Raw genomic sequence first — 16221 nt, forward strand, 5'->3', positions numbered from 1 at the left:
ACCTCCGGGTGAATAGCGGGACGGGAATTACTGGCACTTCTCACAAAGAACGAGATCACCTTTATTCACCACCGCTGATTAACCGAAATCGGCGGTATATTCGGCGCCCCGACCCCCTTTCTCCGATTGTGGTGATCAGTGTGACCGACCCTCGGGGCGAGCCGCCGAGGCACACCGACGCGGCATACGACTCCCTGCTGGCGGGCGCATCCGGTGGCGAAAGCGGCCGGACGATCAGGTTGTGGTCGCTGCTTCCCCGCGAACTCGCGAATGTTTTCCGGCCCACCGTGCGGGAAACCACGAATGCGATCCTCGCGGAGATCCAGCGGACGGTGCCGGAGTACGCGCGCCCGCTGCAGGGTGAATTCGGGGCCGTCATCACCACCAACGTGCAGCAGGCCATCCACCAGTTCCTGGACCGGCTCGGCGATCCGGACGCGCCCGAGGACCGGCGCCGGACGTTCCGGCTGCTGGGCCGGCACGAGATGCGCCACGGCCGCAGCATGGACGTGCTGCAGACCGCCTACCGGGTGGGCGCCCGCGTCGCGTGGCGGCGGATGTCGGAAATCGGCTCCCGCGCGGGGCTTCCGGCGCAGACGTTGTACCTGCTGGCCGAGGCCGTGTTCGCGTATCTCGACGAGTTGTCGGCGCTGTCGGTGGAAGGGCACGCCTCGGCGCAGGCCTACGCCGCGGGCACGCTCGAACGCCGCCGGCGGCGGCTGCTGGACCTGGTCCTCGCGGAACCGGCCGCGTCCGCACCGGCGATCGCGTCGCTGGCGTCCGCCGCGGGATGGGCGGTGCCGGAGAAGGTCGTGACGATCGCGCTCGAGGCGCCCGCGGACGCCGGTGAGCCGGTGGCGCCCCGGCTCGGCGAGGAAGCGTTGCTGGACCTCGAAGGCGAGGCGCCGTGCGTGGTGCTGCCCGCGCCGCGGGAGGAGCACCGGGCGCGCCTGGAAGCCGGGCTCGCCGGGTGGCGGGCGGCGATCGGGCCGGAGGTCCCGCTCGCGGACGCCGCGCGGTCCCTGCGCTGGGCCCGGCAGGCGTTGCTCCAGGTCAAGTCCGGCGCGCTGCCGCGGAAGGAGGTCACCTGGTGCGAGCAGCACCTGGCCGAGCTGTGGCTGCTCAGCGATCCGTTCCTGGTGCAGGAACTGGCGGACCGGATGCTCGCCCCGCTGGCCGGGCTGAGCGAGAAGCGGCGCGAACGGCTCGCCGACACGCTGCTCGCGTGGCTGGAGACGCGGGGCAACGTGCGGGAGGTGGCGGAACGGCTTTCGGTGCACCCGCAGACGGTCCGCGCGCGGGTGCAGGAACTGGAGACCCACTTCGGGCAACGCCTGGAGGACCCCGAACAGCGGTTCCAGCTGATCCTCGCGCTCCGCGCCACCCGGCTGTTGGGCTGATCCGGGGCTTCGGCTCCCTTGTGCCGGTGGGGAACCGAGTGCTGGGGTCGTGACCGGTTGGGGCGATTAGTCATCGCTGCCCCCGCGGGCTCCCGTCGCGGGGTGACAATTCGGGTGGGCCGCCTCGCTCGGTCGCGTCGAAAGCGCGCGCACTTTCGGGCCGCATCACGGCGGCACTTCCCCGCCACGGCAGGTTCCCGTGCACACGGGAGGGCACTGGTACCGGGGGTCGTGAGTGTTTGGGCCGGCCGGGGCGGCGGGTGGGTCGGCACCGCCGCCCCGGGGCTGGGTCACTGGGTGGTGCCGGTGGCGATCGGGACCTGCCGCGCCTCGGTCGTTTCCCTGATCGGCACGGCGATTTCGAGAATCCCCGAGACGTACCGCGCTTCGACGGCGGCGGGGTCGCAGCCGGCGGGCAGGTGCACCCGCCGCGAGAACGCGCCGTAGCGGAACTCGCTGTGCGACTTGCTCTTCTTCTCCTCGATCCGCTGGGCCTCGATGGTCAGCTGGTCGCCTTCGACGGTGATCTTGATGTCACGTTCCGGGTCCAGGCCCGGCAGTTCGGCACGCAGCACGTACTTGCCGTCCGCGGTGTAGTCCTCGATCCGCACCACGTGGCGGTCACCGAACGGGAACTCCGACTCCAGCCAGTGCAGCACGTCCGGCAGCAGCGAACTCCGCGGCATCAGGGATGTCATCGCGCATCTCCTCTCGACGTTGTCGCCAGCGGTTCCCAGGGAACTACCAGCGGTCACCGCCGGGGCAGAGGAGTCGGGCACCTGTCACCGGGGCACAAAGACCCCGGTTGCACGTGCATGAGTCCACTATGGACAGATGAGCAACCGCTCAAGCGGCGGCGTGCGCGTTGTCCGGATGGACGTGCACGGTCGCCCCGGAGAATCGCGGAACCCGTTCGCACAGCAGGTGTTCCGCCTCGTGCGCGATCCGGTGCGCGGCCGCGAACGGCAGCGTCGGCCGCACGGCGATCTCGACTTCCGCGTGCAACGTGTGCCCGATCCAGCGCAACCGGACCCGGTCCACCCGGCGCACCTGCGCCATCCCGGCGAGCTCGCCGTGCGCGAGTTCGATCAGCTCCGGATCGACCGCGTCCATCAGCCGCGCGAACACCTGCTTCGCCGCCGACCACGTCACCACCGCGATCGCCGCGGCGATCAGCAGCCCGGCCACCGGATCCGCCCACCGCCAGCCGAGCGCGGCCCCGCCCGCCGAGAGCAGGACCGCAAGCGAGGTCACCGCGTCCGTGCGCGCGTGCAACCCGTCCGCCACCAGGGCCGCGGACCCGATCCGGCGCCCGGTGCGGATGCGCACCTGCGCGGCGATCTCGTTGCCCGCGCACCCGGCCAGCGCGGCCACCGCGACCGCGGGCAGGTGGGACATCGGGGCCGGATCGGCCAGCCTGCGCAAGGATTCGACGAGCGCGGCGACCGCCGATCCGGCGATGACCAGGACCACCACCACGCCCGCGATGTCCTCGGCCCGCCCGAATCCGTAGGTGAACCGCCGGGTCGCGGGCCGGCGGCCGAGCAGGAACGCGATCCCGACCGGCACCGCGGTCAGCGCGTCGGCCAGGTTGTGCAGCGTGTCCGACAGCAGCGCCACCGAACCGGACAGCGCCACCACGACCCCCTGGCTCAACGCGGTCACCGCCAGGACGCCGAGCGAGATCCACAACGCGCGCAGTCCCGCCGAACTCGCCTCCAGCGCGGCGTCCACCCGGTCCGCCGCGTCATGGCTGTGCGGTTTCCCGAGGTGCCGCAACCGGGACAATCCACCGGATCCGTGCCCGTGACCGTGGCCGTGTCCATGTCCGTGGCCGCTCGCTGCGTTCATCGCCGTGCCGTCCTCCCGATCGACCGTCGCGACCACGTTAGTGCATACATCTGAAGATGTCTTCATGTGTGTGCGGACATAGACTGTTCGCATGGGTCACGGCGTAGCGGGCAAACCACCTCCCCCGGCGGAACTGGACGCCGAGAGCGCGGCGACCGTCGCCGCCACCCTGCAGGCGCTCGCGACACCCTCCCGCCTGCTGATCCTCACCCGCCTGCGCAAGGGCCCCTGCGCCGTCGCCGAACTCGCCGAGGCGGTCGGCATGGAGCAGTCCGCGGTGTCCCACCAGCTCCGGCTGCTGCGGGCGCTGAGCCTGGTCACCGGGCAGCGCCGCGGGCGCAGCATCGTGTACAGCCTCTACGACTCGCACGTCGCGATGCTGCTCGACGAGGCCGTGTACCACATCGAGCACCTCCGCCTCGGGCTGCGCGAGTTCCCCGCCGCCGACGCGGGCTGACCCCGATGCCCTCAGCGTTGGCGATCGCCGCGGGCGGCGGCGGGGACGCGATCGCCGCGGCCGTGCTCGCCGCACGGATCGCCGCGCCGCCGGTCGTGCTGAGCTACTCGTGGGACCGGCTCGTGGTCGATCCGCTGCCCGGTCCGCGGGGCCGCGACGAGTTCACCGGCCTGCGGGCCCTGGCCGGGGACGTGCACGAGGTGCTGCCGTCCACCGCGGTCCGCCCGCCCGGCGGTTCGTCGCTGCCCGGGCTCGCCGCCGGGCTTCCCGCGCGGTTCCTGTTGCTGGATCCCGTCGACGGCGCGATCGGGATGGCCGCGCGGATCGCCGCGGCCGCCGAGCACTTCGGCGCGGGCGAACTGGTGCTCGTGGACGTCGGCGGGGACGCCGTGGCGGGCGGGCACGAGCCGGGTCTGCGCAGCCCGCTCGCCGATTTCCTCGCGCTCGCGGCATGTTCGCTCGCAGACCGCCCCGCGCGGCTGCTCGTGACCGGGCTCGCCCTGGACGGCGAGCTGACCGAACGCGAGGCACTGGAGCGGCTCGATCTTCTTGGCGCACGGGAACTTCCGCCGCTCACCCGGGAGGATTTCCAGCCGTTCGAACGGGTTTTCACCTGGCATCCGTCGGAGGCGAGCGGAATGCTGGCCGCGGCGGCGCGCGGGATCCGGGGCGCGGTCGAGGTGCGCGACGCCGGGAACACCGTGTCGTTGAGCGAACTCAGCGCCCGGGTGTACGAAGTCGACGTGCGCCGCGCGGTGTCCGCGTCGGCGGCGCGCACGCTCACCGGCACCGGAAGCCTCGCCGAAGCCGAGGCCCGGATCCGGGAACTGCGCGGCACTTCCGAACTCGACTACGAACGCGCCAAGGCCCGGTCGCGCCCCGCCGCGCGGCCCGCGACCCTGGCCGCGGTCGACAAGCACGCCATGGAAGCGAACCGGCGCGGCGCCGACTACCTCAGCGTCCGGCGGCTGGCCGAACTCGTCGGCGCCACCGATCCGCCGTCCCTGGCCGGACTCCGCCAGCTGCTCACCCGCGCGCGGCCGAATCGTTATCTGCCACCGCTTTACCACGTGCGCTAACCGGGCGTGGCCACCCGTTCGGGTGCTGGCGCGACCCGGAATTCCCCGGCAACATTGCACTTCCGCGCCGCGGATGTCGCGGCGCGTCCAACGCTTCGGATGCCGGACCCGGCCGGACGTGAACTGTCACGTCCGGCCGGTTTCCTGTCTATTCTGGACATTTCGGCCGCACCTGAAAGAAATTCACCTTTTCGTATCCTGGGCTCACTAGGGTCCCGCGCATGACTTCCCGCATCGCCACCCTGCTCCTCGCCCTCGCCGCCTTCCTCGGCCTGTCCGCACCGGCCGCGAGCGCCGCGCCCGCCCTGCCGCCCTACGAAACCTGGGTCGCCGACGTGCGGGCGGTGACCGAACCCGCGTCGGCCTACCTCACCGAGCGGCTCGGCCGCCCCGGCGGGAAACCGGCGATCGTGCTGGACATCGACAACACCAGCCTGGAGACCAAGTACCACTTCGACGCGTTCACCGTCCCCGCCCTCCCGCCGACGCTGGATCTGGTGCGGCGGGCCAAGAACCAAGGCGCCGCGGTGTTCTTCGTGACCGGGCGCCCCGACTTCCTGCGCGCGCTGACGAAGTCGAACCTGGACCGCGTCGGCTACCCGGTCGACGGGCTCTACCTGCGCCCGGCGCTGTCCCCGGATCCGCTGAACGTGCCGAAGACCAAGGCGCGCATCGCGATCGAGGAACTCGGGTACACGATCGTCGCGAACATCGGCAACAACGACACCGACCTCGTCGGCGGGCACGCCGAGCGCACCTTCAAACTGCCCGACTACGACGGCCAACTGGACTGACTGCCGCAGAACTTCCGTTCCGCCTCAACGGGATTCACCGGGAACCGCAGCGCGGTCCGGCGCGGCGCGCCGAAGAGGTTGCCGAAGAACCGGCCCCAGGTCATCGGCGCCCGCACCGATTCCCGCAACTCGGCCAGGTCGCCGCACCGCAACGCGCGCCGCGCGGCGTCCAGGGCGCCCGCGTACGGGGTGGTGTAGTCCGGATCGGCGTAGTCCGCGAGGATCCAGACGTTCGGCAGCACCTTCTCGTGCCCGGCCCGGGTGTGCCGGGTCAGTTCCACATGCGCGGCCAGCGGATAGGCCAGCCCGATCTGGTCGATCGCGATCTGGTCCAGCGGCACGACCTCCCCGGCCGTGCCGAGCAGCCGCCACACCACCGCCACGTCGGCGGGCACCCGCGGCCCGAGCGGGACCTCGGCCCGCGGGTAGTCGACGAACGCCAGTTCGCGGCCGGGCGCGGTCATCGCGAGATCGACCGCTCGCGACTCGTCCCCGACGTGCTCGACGTACGGCCGCGCGGAATCCGGGGTCTCGTCACCGAGCGTGGCCGTGTAGAAGGCGCGTTCGTCGGCGATCCCGGCCGGGCCGATCTGCGGCGCGTACGGCGCCCGGATGCTCACCGCCGAGGCGGTCGTCCAGGCCAGGAACACCGCGGTCACCGGCAGCACGGCACGCCGGATCCCGGCGGTGAGCGGTATCGAGAAGAACGGCAGCACCACCAGCAGCACACCGGGCAGCAGCATCCGGCCGTGCATGAAATCGCCGCCGACCTTGACGACGTAGCCGATCGCCAGCACCCCCGCGAGCACCGGGGCCAGCACCAGGATCCAGTCGGCGCGCGTCGCGGCCCGGCCCAGCGCGGCCACCCCGGCCGCGAGGACCAGCAGGACCGGCAGCCACAGCCAGTGCACGGTGAACAGATCGGCCAGGTACGTCCACCCGCGGGCCCACACCGAATCGCCGGCTTCCTTGCTGATCGCCGGCAACGGGACCAGCACGCCGTAGTACCCCATGCGGAAGATCTGGTATCCCACCGGCAGCGCCGCGGCGGCGGCCGCGCACGCGAGCGCGGTGCGCCAGCCCGGCCGGGCCAGCAGCCACCAGGCGAGCAGGAAGACGACCGACACCAGCACCAGATCGGGCCGGACGAGCGGGCCGAGACCGAGCACGACCGCGGTGAGGTATCGGTCGCGCAGGCCGTCGCGGTTGCGCACGAGCAGCCACCAGGCGAGCGCGATCCAGGCGTACGAGAGCCCGGTCTCCAGCCCGGAGGTGGCGAAGTCCCAGAACGGGGGCAGCGCGAGCACCACGATCACCCCGGCCGGCAGCAGCACCGGGGTCCGGCCGTGCAACCTCCGGGCGCCGTCCAGCCCGAGCGCGACCGCGGCGGCCGAGCAGAGCAGCCCGAGGAACACCGCGATCCGGCCGAGATCGCCCACCCCGAGCCCGCCGGTGAGCGCGAGCAGCCACTGCCAGAGCGTGCCGGTGGCGGCCTCGGCCCGTTCCCCCGCGTTGAACACCGGGCCGTTGCCCTCGAGGATGTTCCGCACCGGGCGGAGGTAGACGAGCGCGTCGTCGGAGATCCAGCGATGCGTGTACCCGGTGACCAGGACGACGGCGACGGCCAGCGCGGCGATCACGACGTGCGGCCACCGGGTGTGCAGGCCCGGCGCCCGTTCCAGCGGCTCCTCGACGACCGTCGGCGAGACCATCGTTCATACCTCTCGGTCGCGGGCGATCGTGATCAGCGTGGCAACCGGCAAGTCTTCACTACGAACGGCCGAAATCGCTGTGCTCCTCGTCACCCGGGAACTTTCCGCCTGCCATTTTCAGGACGCACCGGCCCCCGGAAAAGTTGACCTTCGTTCGCCGGCCGGGTGTGCCCCGGCGCGATCGCGGGTAGCCGGACGGCATGGAATTGCGCAGCGTCGCGTTCGGCGATCAGGACTTGATCCCGGAGCGCTACTCCTACGAGGGCGGCAACGTGTCCCCGCCCCTGGAATGGTCCGGAGTTCCCGGCGGCACCGCGGAACTCGCCCTGCTGTGCGAGGACCCGGACGCGCCGGGCGGGACGTTCACGCACTGGGTGCTGACCGGCATCTCACCCGGCACCGGCGGGCTCGCCGAGGGCCTGCCACCGGCGGACGCGTCCCCGGGCCGCAACGGGTTCGGCGACTTCGGCTGGGGTGGCCCGCGCCCGCCGGTCGGCGACCCGCCGCACCACTACCTCTTCCGGCTCTACGCCGCGGACCGGCCGCTGGGACTCGCCGCGGGGGCCGACGCCGGTGCGGTGCACACCGCGCTCGACGACCACGTGCTGTCCGAGGCCACCCTGGTCGGCCGGTTCGAACGCTGACCCCGGACAAAGGAGGGACCGCCGACCCCCCTCGGGTCTGCGGTCCCGGCGACGGCGAACGACGGCTAACCGGTCTCCCGGCTCAGTTGCCAGGTCCACCGCCACCCATCGAGCACGGCGACCATCGCGCCGGCGACGATGAACAGGAGCGCGAGGTTCGCCGGACCGCGCAGGCTGGCCGTGCTGAGCAGGACCGTGACCGCCCACACCTGTACCGCGGTGAACGGGAAGACCAGGCTCGCGGCGTAGACACCCACCCGCCAGCGGCCGGGTCGAGGTGGTGGCAGAAACGGTTCCATGACTCTCGCTGACCCCCTTTGTTTCGCGGCAGTTCCGATGCAACCGCGTAAGGGAGATCCGGTCTGCGTCAGATGACACACTCGGCGCTTTTGTTCACCGGGATGTCAGCGGGCCAGGCGTTCGAGTTCGGCCATCCGGTGAATGGTCACCCGCCGCCGCCCGGTGGTGATCAGCCCGCGCGCCCGCAGCTCCCGCAGCACGCGGGCCAGCGATTCGCGGGAGGTGGCCACCGTGGCGGCGAGTTCGTCCTGGGTCGCGGGCGTCGCGATCTCCACGCCCACCCCGGTCGGCTTGCCGTGCCGCACGGCCAGTTCCAGCAGGAGCGCGGCGACGCGCCGCAGCACCGAACCGCCGCCGAACTCCAGCCACTGCCGGTCCGCGTCGCGCAGCCGGTTGGCGATCACGGCCAGCAGGACCCAGGACAGCCGGGGTTCGGCTTGGCACAGCCGGGCGAACCGGGCGCCGGGCACGGTGAGCACGTCGACCGGGGTGAGCGCCTGCAGCGTGGCCGAACGGGGGCTGTTGTCCAGGGCCGCGAGTTCGCCGATGACGTCGCCCGGGGTGCGCACCGCGATCACCACCTCGCGCGCGTCCGGGCCGGTGGCGAGCACCCGCACGTGCCCGGACCGCACCACGTGCACGTTGCGGGTCTGATCACCTTGGTGGCACAGGAAGTCGCCCGGCGCGAACGTGCGTCGCGTGGCGATCCGCTCGATCGAGTCCCGCTCAGCCGGCCCGAGCTTCTCCCAGAAGCTCTCCGGGCTGCTCACCATCTCAGAGTGGGTGCTATTGCCGCTGCGCACAACTACGATCACTCGACTGCGCTTAAAGTGAGATGCCGTCAAGGAACGAGTGTCATGGGGAGTGATACGTCGTGACCGAGCACATCTGGGAGGGCGAGCCCCACCACCGCACGATCGTCGTGGTCGACGTCGCCCGGTTCACCGATCCCACCCGGACCGAACTGCACCAGCGCACCGTGCACGAGGGGCTGTACGACGTGCTGAGCAAGGCGTTCGACGAGTCCGGAGTGCACTGGAAGGAATGCCGGATCGAAGATCGCGGGGACGGCGCGATAATCCTGGTCCGGCCGGAATTCCCCAAGGGCTGGCTGGTCGACCAGATGCCCGCGCGGCTGCTCGCCGGGCTGCGCCGGTACAACGCGCGGCATGCGGCCGAGGCCCGGGTGCAGCTGCGCGTCGCGCTCAATTCCGGCGAGGTGCACCTGAACGACCACGGCATCGTCAGCCAGGCGCTCAACCTCGCCTGCCGCGTGGTGGACGCGCCGCCCGCGAAGAACGCCCTCGAACGCACCGGCGCCCTGCTCGCCCTGATCACCACGGACGCCTTCTACCAGGACGTGGTCCGCCAGGATCCCGCGGCGGAGCCCGCCGCCTACCGCCGCATCGCCGTGTCGGTGAAGCAGACCAACGCCACCGCCTGGCTGCGGCTGCCCGACTGCGCGTTACCCGAGGACCCCGCCGCGCTCGCCGCGCCCCGCCGGGCCCCGGACCTGTTCGAACTGGTCGACGCCCTGCTGGCGGTGCCGGTGGTCAGCGACGACCGCAGCCGCCAGCAACTGATCTCCCTGCTGCGCCCCGAGATCGCCGGCGCCGTGCCCTACGACAGCCACGGCCGGATGCACGTGCTCTCCCTGGTCCGCACCTGCGAACGCTACGCGGGCGGCCTGGCCGAACTGGTCACCGCGATCCGCGCCCTGGACGGGGATTCGCTCAGCGTGCGCCGCGTGGAAGAACTCGTCCGCGACCGCGACTGACGCTGGGGTCGTGACCCCCGGGGGCGCCCCCGGGGGTCACCTACCGAAATGGGGAACTCGGCCTGCCGAAACGAGGGACTCGCACGTCCGAAACGGGGGACACGCGCCAGCGGGATCCCCGCCCGCGGCGAGTCCCTCGTTCTGGTCGCGTGTGTTCCCCGTTCCGGTAGGCCGAGTTCCCCGTTCCGGTATCCGAAACGCCAGGTCACAAGTAGGCGACCCAATGAGAGTCCGCTCTGACCGGCCCGAACACTCACGACCTCCGGGATCACGCGGGCGGACCGCCACCCTGGTCACCCCGTCTGCGGTGGGCGACCGAGACCGCGCCGGCGGCGAAGGACACCAGCACGGCCAGCCCGGCGACCGCGAAGGCCCACCAGGACGTGGCCGAAGCGCCCGCCGCCGCGGCCCCGCCGTGGGCGTGCGCCGAGACACCGGTGTTCCCCGCGAGGGCGAGCACCGGGGCGGGGTGCTCCGGCTCCGGGGCCCCGGTGGCCGGCACGTCGATCCAGCGCGCCACCCGGCCGTCTTCGTAGGTCTGCAGGACCTTGAAGACCAGCCGATCGGCGTCCGGCAGCGGACCGGCCCAGACCCGGAAATCCTCGTACTCGCCCGGTTTGATCGCGGCCTCCTCGCTCACCGCCGCCCATTTGATCTCGCGGACCACCTCGGTCACCTGTTCGCCGTGCCGGTTCCGCACCGGTGCGGGCGGCGGAACCTTGCTGACCTGGTAGGTCCAGCCCGGATGCGGCCGCACGGACACCGAGGCGATCGGCTGGTCGGCCGGGATGGCGACGCGCAACTCGACCGTGCCCGCGGTGTCGTCTTCCGTCGGCACCCGGAACGCCAGTTCCGCGAAGCCGCCCCGCACCGCGTCGTCCGAGTGGACGGTGACGTGCGCGGAGGCGACCGGGCCGCCCCCGGCGAGCACCGCCAGCGCGGTGCCCGCGGTCACCACGACCCTGGCCATTGGCCTGATCATCACCTGTTCCGCCTTCCTAGATCGGGGCCACCCCGGGGGAGCCGCTCGGCAGCACCCGGAAGATGCCCCAGATACCGGCCTCGGTGAACGGTTTGCGGCCGTTGGCGTACAGGTAGTCGCCGATGTCGCGCGCGGTGCCGCCCGCGCCGCCGACCACCTCGACCTCCATCGTTTCCCCCGCGGTGACCGACCGGGACGCCAGCAGCTGCGACCGCCGGTCCGAGCCGCCGTTCCACATGTTCGGTTCCTGCGGGAACACGTGCCCGCCGAGGGCGAACGTGTGGAACTGGTCGGTCGCCCCGATGCCGACCCGGAACACCACCGGATCGCCGGTTATGGTCCGGAAGATCGGGGTGGCCGGATCGCCGAAGAGCCTCGAGGAGAACGCGGCGCCGAAGTTCGCGTTCGGATTCGGCGGGTTCGTGTTCAGTCCCAGCCGCGTGGTGAGTGGTTCGGTCGCGTAGTTGAGCTGGTTGAACGCCAGGTTCGCGACCGGCGGGTTGCCGGCGAAGACGCTGTTCACGCCCGCCCCGGCCACCACGTCCTGGTACGGGACGATGCTGCGCGCGTACTGCTGGTCCGTGGTGCCCATGGCCAGGGCGAACTCGCGGAAGTTGCCGCTCGACGACCGGATGATGGCCTGGGTGCTGGTCGCGGTCGGCCCGAGCGGGGCGTTGTCCGCGCTGTTGGACCAGGTCGACCCGGCCGGCTCGACGATCAGCAGGCCGTAGGCGCCGTGCCGCATCGAGGCCACGCTGCCCAGGTTCTGGAAAACCGCCGTGCCGAGCTGCTTGTCGGCCGCGAACTGGTACCTGATGGTCTGCCCGGCGGCGACGGTGGTGTCCGGGTTGAGCCCGACCGCGGTGCCCGCCGAGATCTGCGGGTTGTACAGCAGCTTCCCGAGATCGAATCCGGCCCGGGTGCCGCCGAACGGTGTGCCGGCCGCGATCTGGTTCCGCAGCGTCACCTCCACGCAGTCCCCGTGGTTCGCCCGCAGCACCAGGGGTTCGACCTTCTTCGTGCCGTTCTTGATCGCGGCCAGGTCGGAGGTGAGCGAGTAGACGATGCCGCCGGTGTCGCTCGTCGGCCTGGTCGGCAGCGGCATGTCGAACACCGATACGTCGTACGCACGCCTCGGCGCGCTGGCGGGACACGGGCTCGCACCCGAAGTGATCACTTCCGGCGACGGTGGCGGCGGGTTCGGTCCCGGTGTCTGCTGGGTGTCTCCCGTGGCGGGCCGCAGGATCGGGAATCCGGCGCCACCCGGTGGCGCGGCCCGATCCGGCAGCGGCCGCAGCTCCGGCACCAGCCGGTCGTGCACCCGGAAGACGCCCCACGCCCCGGATTCGAACGCGAAGTTGCGGGTGCTGTAGTACAGGTAGTCGCCCGCCATCTTGGCCGGTCCACCCGCACCTCCGTCCAGCACGTAGTCGAACCGCTCCGAGATACCGGTGGTGGCGGCGTCGACCAGTTCCCCGTCCGCGTTGAACCGCTCCCGGGCGAACCGGTGGCCCTGCAGCCGCAGCGCCTCGATCTTGTCGCCGACCCCGATCGTGCGGATCACCACCGGGTCACCGGCGTAGGCGCGGAACAGCGGCGTGGTCGGATCGCCGTACTTCACCGAGGAGAACGCGTACGGATCCACCGCGGTCACCGTGGCCTGCACCGTGTTGTTGCCGGTCGGATCCGGGTCGTTGCTGATCGCGTTGCGGCAGACACCGTTTTCCCCGACGCTGCCGTTGAACTCCTGGCGCTGCTCACCGCCCGCGCCCGGTGGTGTTCGTTCCCCGATCGGCGCCGCTCTCAGGTTGATGGCGCCCTCCTCGCATTCCTGCCCGGCATTGCGGTCCATCCGGCCGAGGTTGGGGTTGTTCAGCTCCGGCCGCCCGCGCCGTCCGTTGTGGAGGAACACCATGAATTCCCGGAACGCGCCGCGCACGCCGACGCCGACCTGTCCGGTCGTGCGGATGTCCGCGATCGGGCCGCTCTGGATCTGGTTGCCGGTTCGTGGATCGTGGTAGGTCGATCCCTTCGGTTCGATGATGTGCGCGGCGAACAGGCCGTGCGACCAGGACTCGATCCCCTTCACGTGGTCGTGCCAGAACACGGTCCCACTGTCCACATCGGAATACCAGCGGTGCTGGGTGAACTCCACCGTCACCCGTTCCCCCGCGGCATGGGCCTGGCCGAGCCCGCGGTCGAGGGTGAGCGTGTTGCCGTTGATCGCGGTGATCGTGCGGATCTCGATGTTCGGCCGCCCCGCGCCCACCGCGACGGCGACCCCGGGACGGAGGCCGACGGTACTGGACACGGTGAGCTGCCGGGCGTTCACCGCGGACGGCGCGGCGAGTGTGATCGGCTGCCGCTGGTTCTGGTACACCGACTGCTCGAAGTTGAACCCGGTGATCACCCCGTCCGAACCCTGCGGGTCGAACTGCACGAAGTGCGTGTGCATGTTGACCTTCTGCATCACCGCGGGATCCAGCTCACTGGAGAAGGTGATCTCCACGCAGTCCCCGACATTCGACCGGATCACCAGCGGATCCGGCGACCTGGCCCCGGATCTCGCGTCCGCGATCACCCGGTCCTTGTCCTGGTTGAGCACGTAGACCATGCCGTTGGCATCTCGCTCCCGGAGGGTTTGCTGGATCGGCACGCTGATCGCGGTGATGTCGAACTTCTTCACCGGCGCGCTCGCCGGGCACAGCCCGTCCGGTCTCGTCGGCGAGGTGGTGTTCCCGAGATACGGCGCACCGGAATGCTGGCCGGGCGCGAACGGTGGCCGCTTGCCCAGATGCGGCCGCAGCCAGGGATTGGCCGGTCGGCCGTTGCCGGGATTGAACAGGATCGGTTGCCGCTGCCCCGGAGTCGCCGACTCGAAGTTCGGCCAGACCTCGTCGTCCTCCGGTTCGTTGAGGTACAGCGGCGCCGAGGGCGGACCCGTGTTCACCCAGTCCAGCACGGTCGCGTCGGTGTCGTCGCGCGGCACGCCCGGCGGCGGGAGCTGGCGCTCCACCAGATCCTCGACCGCGATCTGGGTGTTCGGATCGTTGAGCCCGGCCCGCGGCACCACCGTCTTGCCCTCGATCCGCTTGCCGAGCAGGCCCTGCGAGGTCACCGCGTCAGGTGCTGGTGCCCTTCCCGGAATCGTCGCCAGGTTCGGCTGCCTGGTGTTGAAGACCCGCCAGATTCCCCACATGCCCGCGATGTAGTGGTGGGCGATGTGGCAGTGGAAGAGGAAGTCGGCGGCGGCCTGCTGGCAGCCACCCGCCCCGCACTCGTGCCGCAGGTCGTACCCCTCGCGCGGGCCGATGGTCTGCGAGTCGAGGTTGATCGACGACGTGCCCGTCGGCGGGAACTTCTGCAGCCCGCTCGCGGAGTTGTCGGCCACCGCGTTCGGGTTCATCGGCCACCGGTCCGCCCCGCCGTGCAGGTGGTGCACGTGCAGTTGTTCCCAACCGGCGTGCACGAGCCGGGTCTTGGTCGGCTCACCCAGGTACGACCGCGCGATCGGCGTCGCCGGATCGCCGTTCAGGTAGGAGCCGTACATCAGGGATTCGCTCGCGGGCAGCGTGGTTTCGTCGGCGTCCTTTCGCTGGACGAGCAGTTCCTGCCTGCGGAAGAACGGCTCGGCGCGGTAGTTCAACGCCCGGCTGCCGGGGCGGTAGCCCTCGGTCTCCGTGCCGCAGTTGGCGAGGCCGCCCTCGTCGCGCATCGGCAGCGGGGCGCCGTTGCCGTCCGGGTTGGCGAAGCAGTTGGTGGGGCTGCCGTCATCCCGGGGCGGCCTGCGCAGCGCGAACTGCTCGTTGCCGATCTCGTGGTAGGCGAGGACGAACTCGCGGAAGTTCGTTCCGCGCCCCGGCCTGATGATCGCCGCGAAGCTGTTGAACTTCGGGTCGTTCGTGCGATCGGCCCCGGTTTCCGGGTCCAGCCAGGTCGAATCGGGCGGCTCGACCACCAGGGTGCCGAACAGGCCGTGCGCGGTCAGCTCGACGGAGTCGCCGCCGCTGCTGAACACGCGCGGTCCCTCGCCCATCAGCGGGTCGAGGAAGTAGCGGTAGGTGTGCGTGCCACCGGGCGGGACCTGGACCGCGAGCGGGTTGTTGCCGACGGCCTGGCCGCCGCTGCCGCCGGCGGCGTCATGGGAAACCCCGGCGATGTCGACGGAAACCGACGGTACCCCGCCCGGCTGGGTGAGCACCGGAATGTCGCCGAATCCCGGGCCGCCGCGCGGTGGATCGGTGAGCCGGTTGGTCAGGTTGATCACCAGGCACTCCCCGAGCCGGGCGCGCAGCACCAGCGGCTGGATCGGATCCAGCCCGAGCCCGGAGGCGACCTTGGCGCCGCGGCCGTCGGAACCGGGGGCCGCGTTCGCCTTCAACGCCGCTTCCTGGGCCCGCACCTCGGAAAGCTTGTCGGCGAGCACGTACATGAACCCGAACGGGTCGTGGTCGCCGAACCGGTCGACGGTGATGTCGATGTTGATGGCCAGCACGTTGTACGTGCGGATGGGCGCGCCCGCGCAGCCGGCGACCGGGGCGGCCGCCGGGTCCTCGGCCGCGCTCGCGACCGGCGCCGGGGGCGCGATCGGCACGACGAGCTGTGCGGCGGCCAGCACCGGCACCGACGCCGCCACGACGGCCGACCGCCACCGTCCGGCGCGCCACCCCCGCCCGCCCGCGCCGGACCGGCGGATCGCCGGAGTGGCGGTGAGCAAGGCGACCGTGAGGACAAAAGGCTGCGCCGCGATCGCGGTCCACAGGCCGTTCATGGCGAGTTCGGGGAGGTTCGGCCCCGCTCCGGCCGGGTGATGGGCCGCCATCTGGGCGCCGAGCCCGAGCATTTCGTGCAGGGGCCGCAGGATCCCGGCGAGCGGGGCGAACAACGGCACGAAGTACAGCGAGACCAGCGCGGCGAAGGCCACCCGCGCGCGGAAGCGCTCCCCGGCCCCGGCGACCACCGCGGCGGTCCGACCGGCCAGCCAGACCGCGGCCGTGGCGAAGGGGACGCCGAGCATGGCGTCCAGCAGCACGCCCAGCGCGTGCCCGCCGACCGCGAGGTGCGGGGAATGCTCCGCCGGGAATCCCACGGTGTGGCCCCACAGCGCGAACGCGCTCGCGAGCAGGAGCACCATCGCGATGGCGCGGCCTTGCCGGCCGACGGGTCTCGGCGGTGGTGCCGGGTCACGATCCACGGGCAGGGTACAACGACGGCGGCCGCGTGCA

At 71.5% G+C, this 16221-nt stretch carries 13 protein-coding genes; 6 read left to right on the top strand and 7 right to left on the bottom strand.

Annotated elements, in window-relative coordinates:
• Window positions 1-140 precede the first annotated feature (140 nt).
• Window positions 141-1400 (top strand): PucR family transcriptional regulator, encoded by a 1260-nt coding sequence (locus FXO23_RS07675; RefSeq protein WP_246257000.1) that lies wholly within the window; start codon window positions 141-143, stop codon window positions 1398-1400.
• A gap of 290 nt (window positions 1401-1690) precedes the next feature.
• Here the strand turns inward: FXO23_RS07675 and FXO23_RS07680 are convergent, their stop codons facing one another.
• Window positions 1691-2098, bottom strand: coding sequence for an Hsp20/alpha crystallin family protein (locus tag FXO23_RS07680; RefSeq protein ID WP_158882249.1), 408 nt, complete (start codon window positions 2096-2098; stop codon window positions 1691-1693).
• Between the two features lie 148 nt (window positions 2099-2246).
• Window positions 2247-3251, bottom strand: coding sequence for a cation diffusion facilitator family transporter (locus FXO23_RS07685; RefSeq protein WP_158882251.1), 1005 nt, complete (start codon window positions 3249-3251; stop codon window positions 2247-2249).
• A gap of 91 nt (window positions 3252-3342) precedes the next feature.
• Between FXO23_RS07685 and FXO23_RS07690 the strand changes: the two genes are divergently transcribed.
• The 3 genes from FXO23_RS07690 (at window position 3343) to FXO23_RS07700 (ending at window position 5581) form a co-directional block, all read left to right on the top strand.
• Window positions 3343-3708 carry an ArsR/SmtB family transcription factor gene (locus FXO23_RS07690; protein ID WP_158882253.1) on the top strand — a complete coding sequence of 122 codons (366 nt, stop codon included), beginning with the start codon at window positions 3343-3345 and terminating at the stop codon, window positions 3706-3708.
• A 5-nt stretch (window positions 3709-3713) separates the two neighbouring features.
• Window positions 3714-4787, top strand: a complete 1074-nt coding sequence (locus tag FXO23_RS07695; protein WP_158882255.1) for a DUF1152 domain-containing protein — start codon at window positions 3714-3716, stop codon at window positions 4785-4787.
• Between the two features lie 221 nt (window positions 4788-5008).
• Window positions 5009-5581, top strand: coding sequence for an HAD family acid phosphatase (locus FXO23_RS07700; protein ID WP_158882257.1), 573 nt, complete (start codon window positions 5009-5011; stop codon window positions 5579-5581).
• Here FXO23_RS07700 and FXO23_RS07705 read toward each other — a convergent pair.
• Window positions 5560-7293, bottom strand: a complete 1734-nt coding sequence (locus tag FXO23_RS07705; protein WP_218951918.1) for an arabinofuranosyltransferase AftB family protein — start codon at window positions 7291-7293, stop codon at window positions 5560-5562. The genes FXO23_RS07700 and FXO23_RS07705 overlap by 22 nt on opposite strands.
• 200 nt (window positions 7294-7493) lie before the next feature.
• Here FXO23_RS07705 and FXO23_RS07710 point away from each other — a divergent pair, with 200 nt between their 5' ends.
• Window positions 7494-7937, top strand: coding sequence for a YbhB/YbcL family Raf kinase inhibitor-like protein (locus FXO23_RS07710; protein ID WP_158882259.1), 444 nt, complete (start codon window positions 7494-7496; stop codon window positions 7935-7937).
• Window positions 7938-8002: 65 nt separating this feature from the next.
• Here the strand turns inward: FXO23_RS07710 and FXO23_RS07715 are convergent, their stop codons facing one another.
• Entirely contained in the window at window positions 8003-8236 is a 234-nt protein-coding gene (locus FXO23_RS07715; RefSeq protein ID WP_158882261.1) for a hypothetical protein, read from the bottom strand.
• Between the two features lie 105 nt (window positions 8237-8341).
• Window positions 8342-9010, bottom strand: coding sequence for a Crp/Fnr family transcriptional regulator (locus FXO23_RS07720; protein WP_158882263.1), 669 nt, complete (start codon window positions 9008-9010; stop codon window positions 8342-8344).
• 101 nt (window positions 9011-9111) lie between these two features.
• Between FXO23_RS07720 and FXO23_RS07725 the strand changes: the two genes are divergently transcribed.
• The gene (locus FXO23_RS07725; protein WP_246257001.1) at window positions 9112-10014 is read left to right on the top strand and encodes an effector-associated domain 2-containing protein; all 903 of its coding nucleotides are present in this window, start codon (window positions 9112-9114) and stop codon (window positions 10012-10014) included.
• A 268-nt stretch (window positions 10015-10282) separates the two neighbouring features.
• Here FXO23_RS07725 and FXO23_RS07730 read toward each other — a convergent pair whose 3' ends face one another.
• Together FXO23_RS07730 and FXO23_RS07735 are read right to left on the bottom strand one after the other, a co-directional pair.
• Window positions 10283-10984: a YcnI family protein gene (locus FXO23_RS07730; RefSeq protein WP_158882265.1), complete on the bottom strand. Its 702-nt coding sequence runs from the start codon at window positions 10982-10984 to the stop codon at window positions 10283-10285.
• Between the two features lie 28 nt (window positions 10985-11012).
• Window positions 11013-16190: a cupredoxin domain-containing protein gene (locus tag FXO23_RS07735; RefSeq protein WP_158882267.1), complete on the bottom strand. Its 5178-nt coding sequence runs from the start codon at window positions 16188-16190 to the stop codon at window positions 11013-11015.
• Window positions 16191-16221 lie beyond the last annotated feature (31 nt).

It is taken from the genome of Amycolatopsis anabasis (genome assembly GCF_009765355.1).
Lineage (GTDB): Bacteria > Actinomycetota > Actinomycetes > Mycobacteriales > Pseudonocardiaceae > Amycolatopsis > Amycolatopsis anabasis.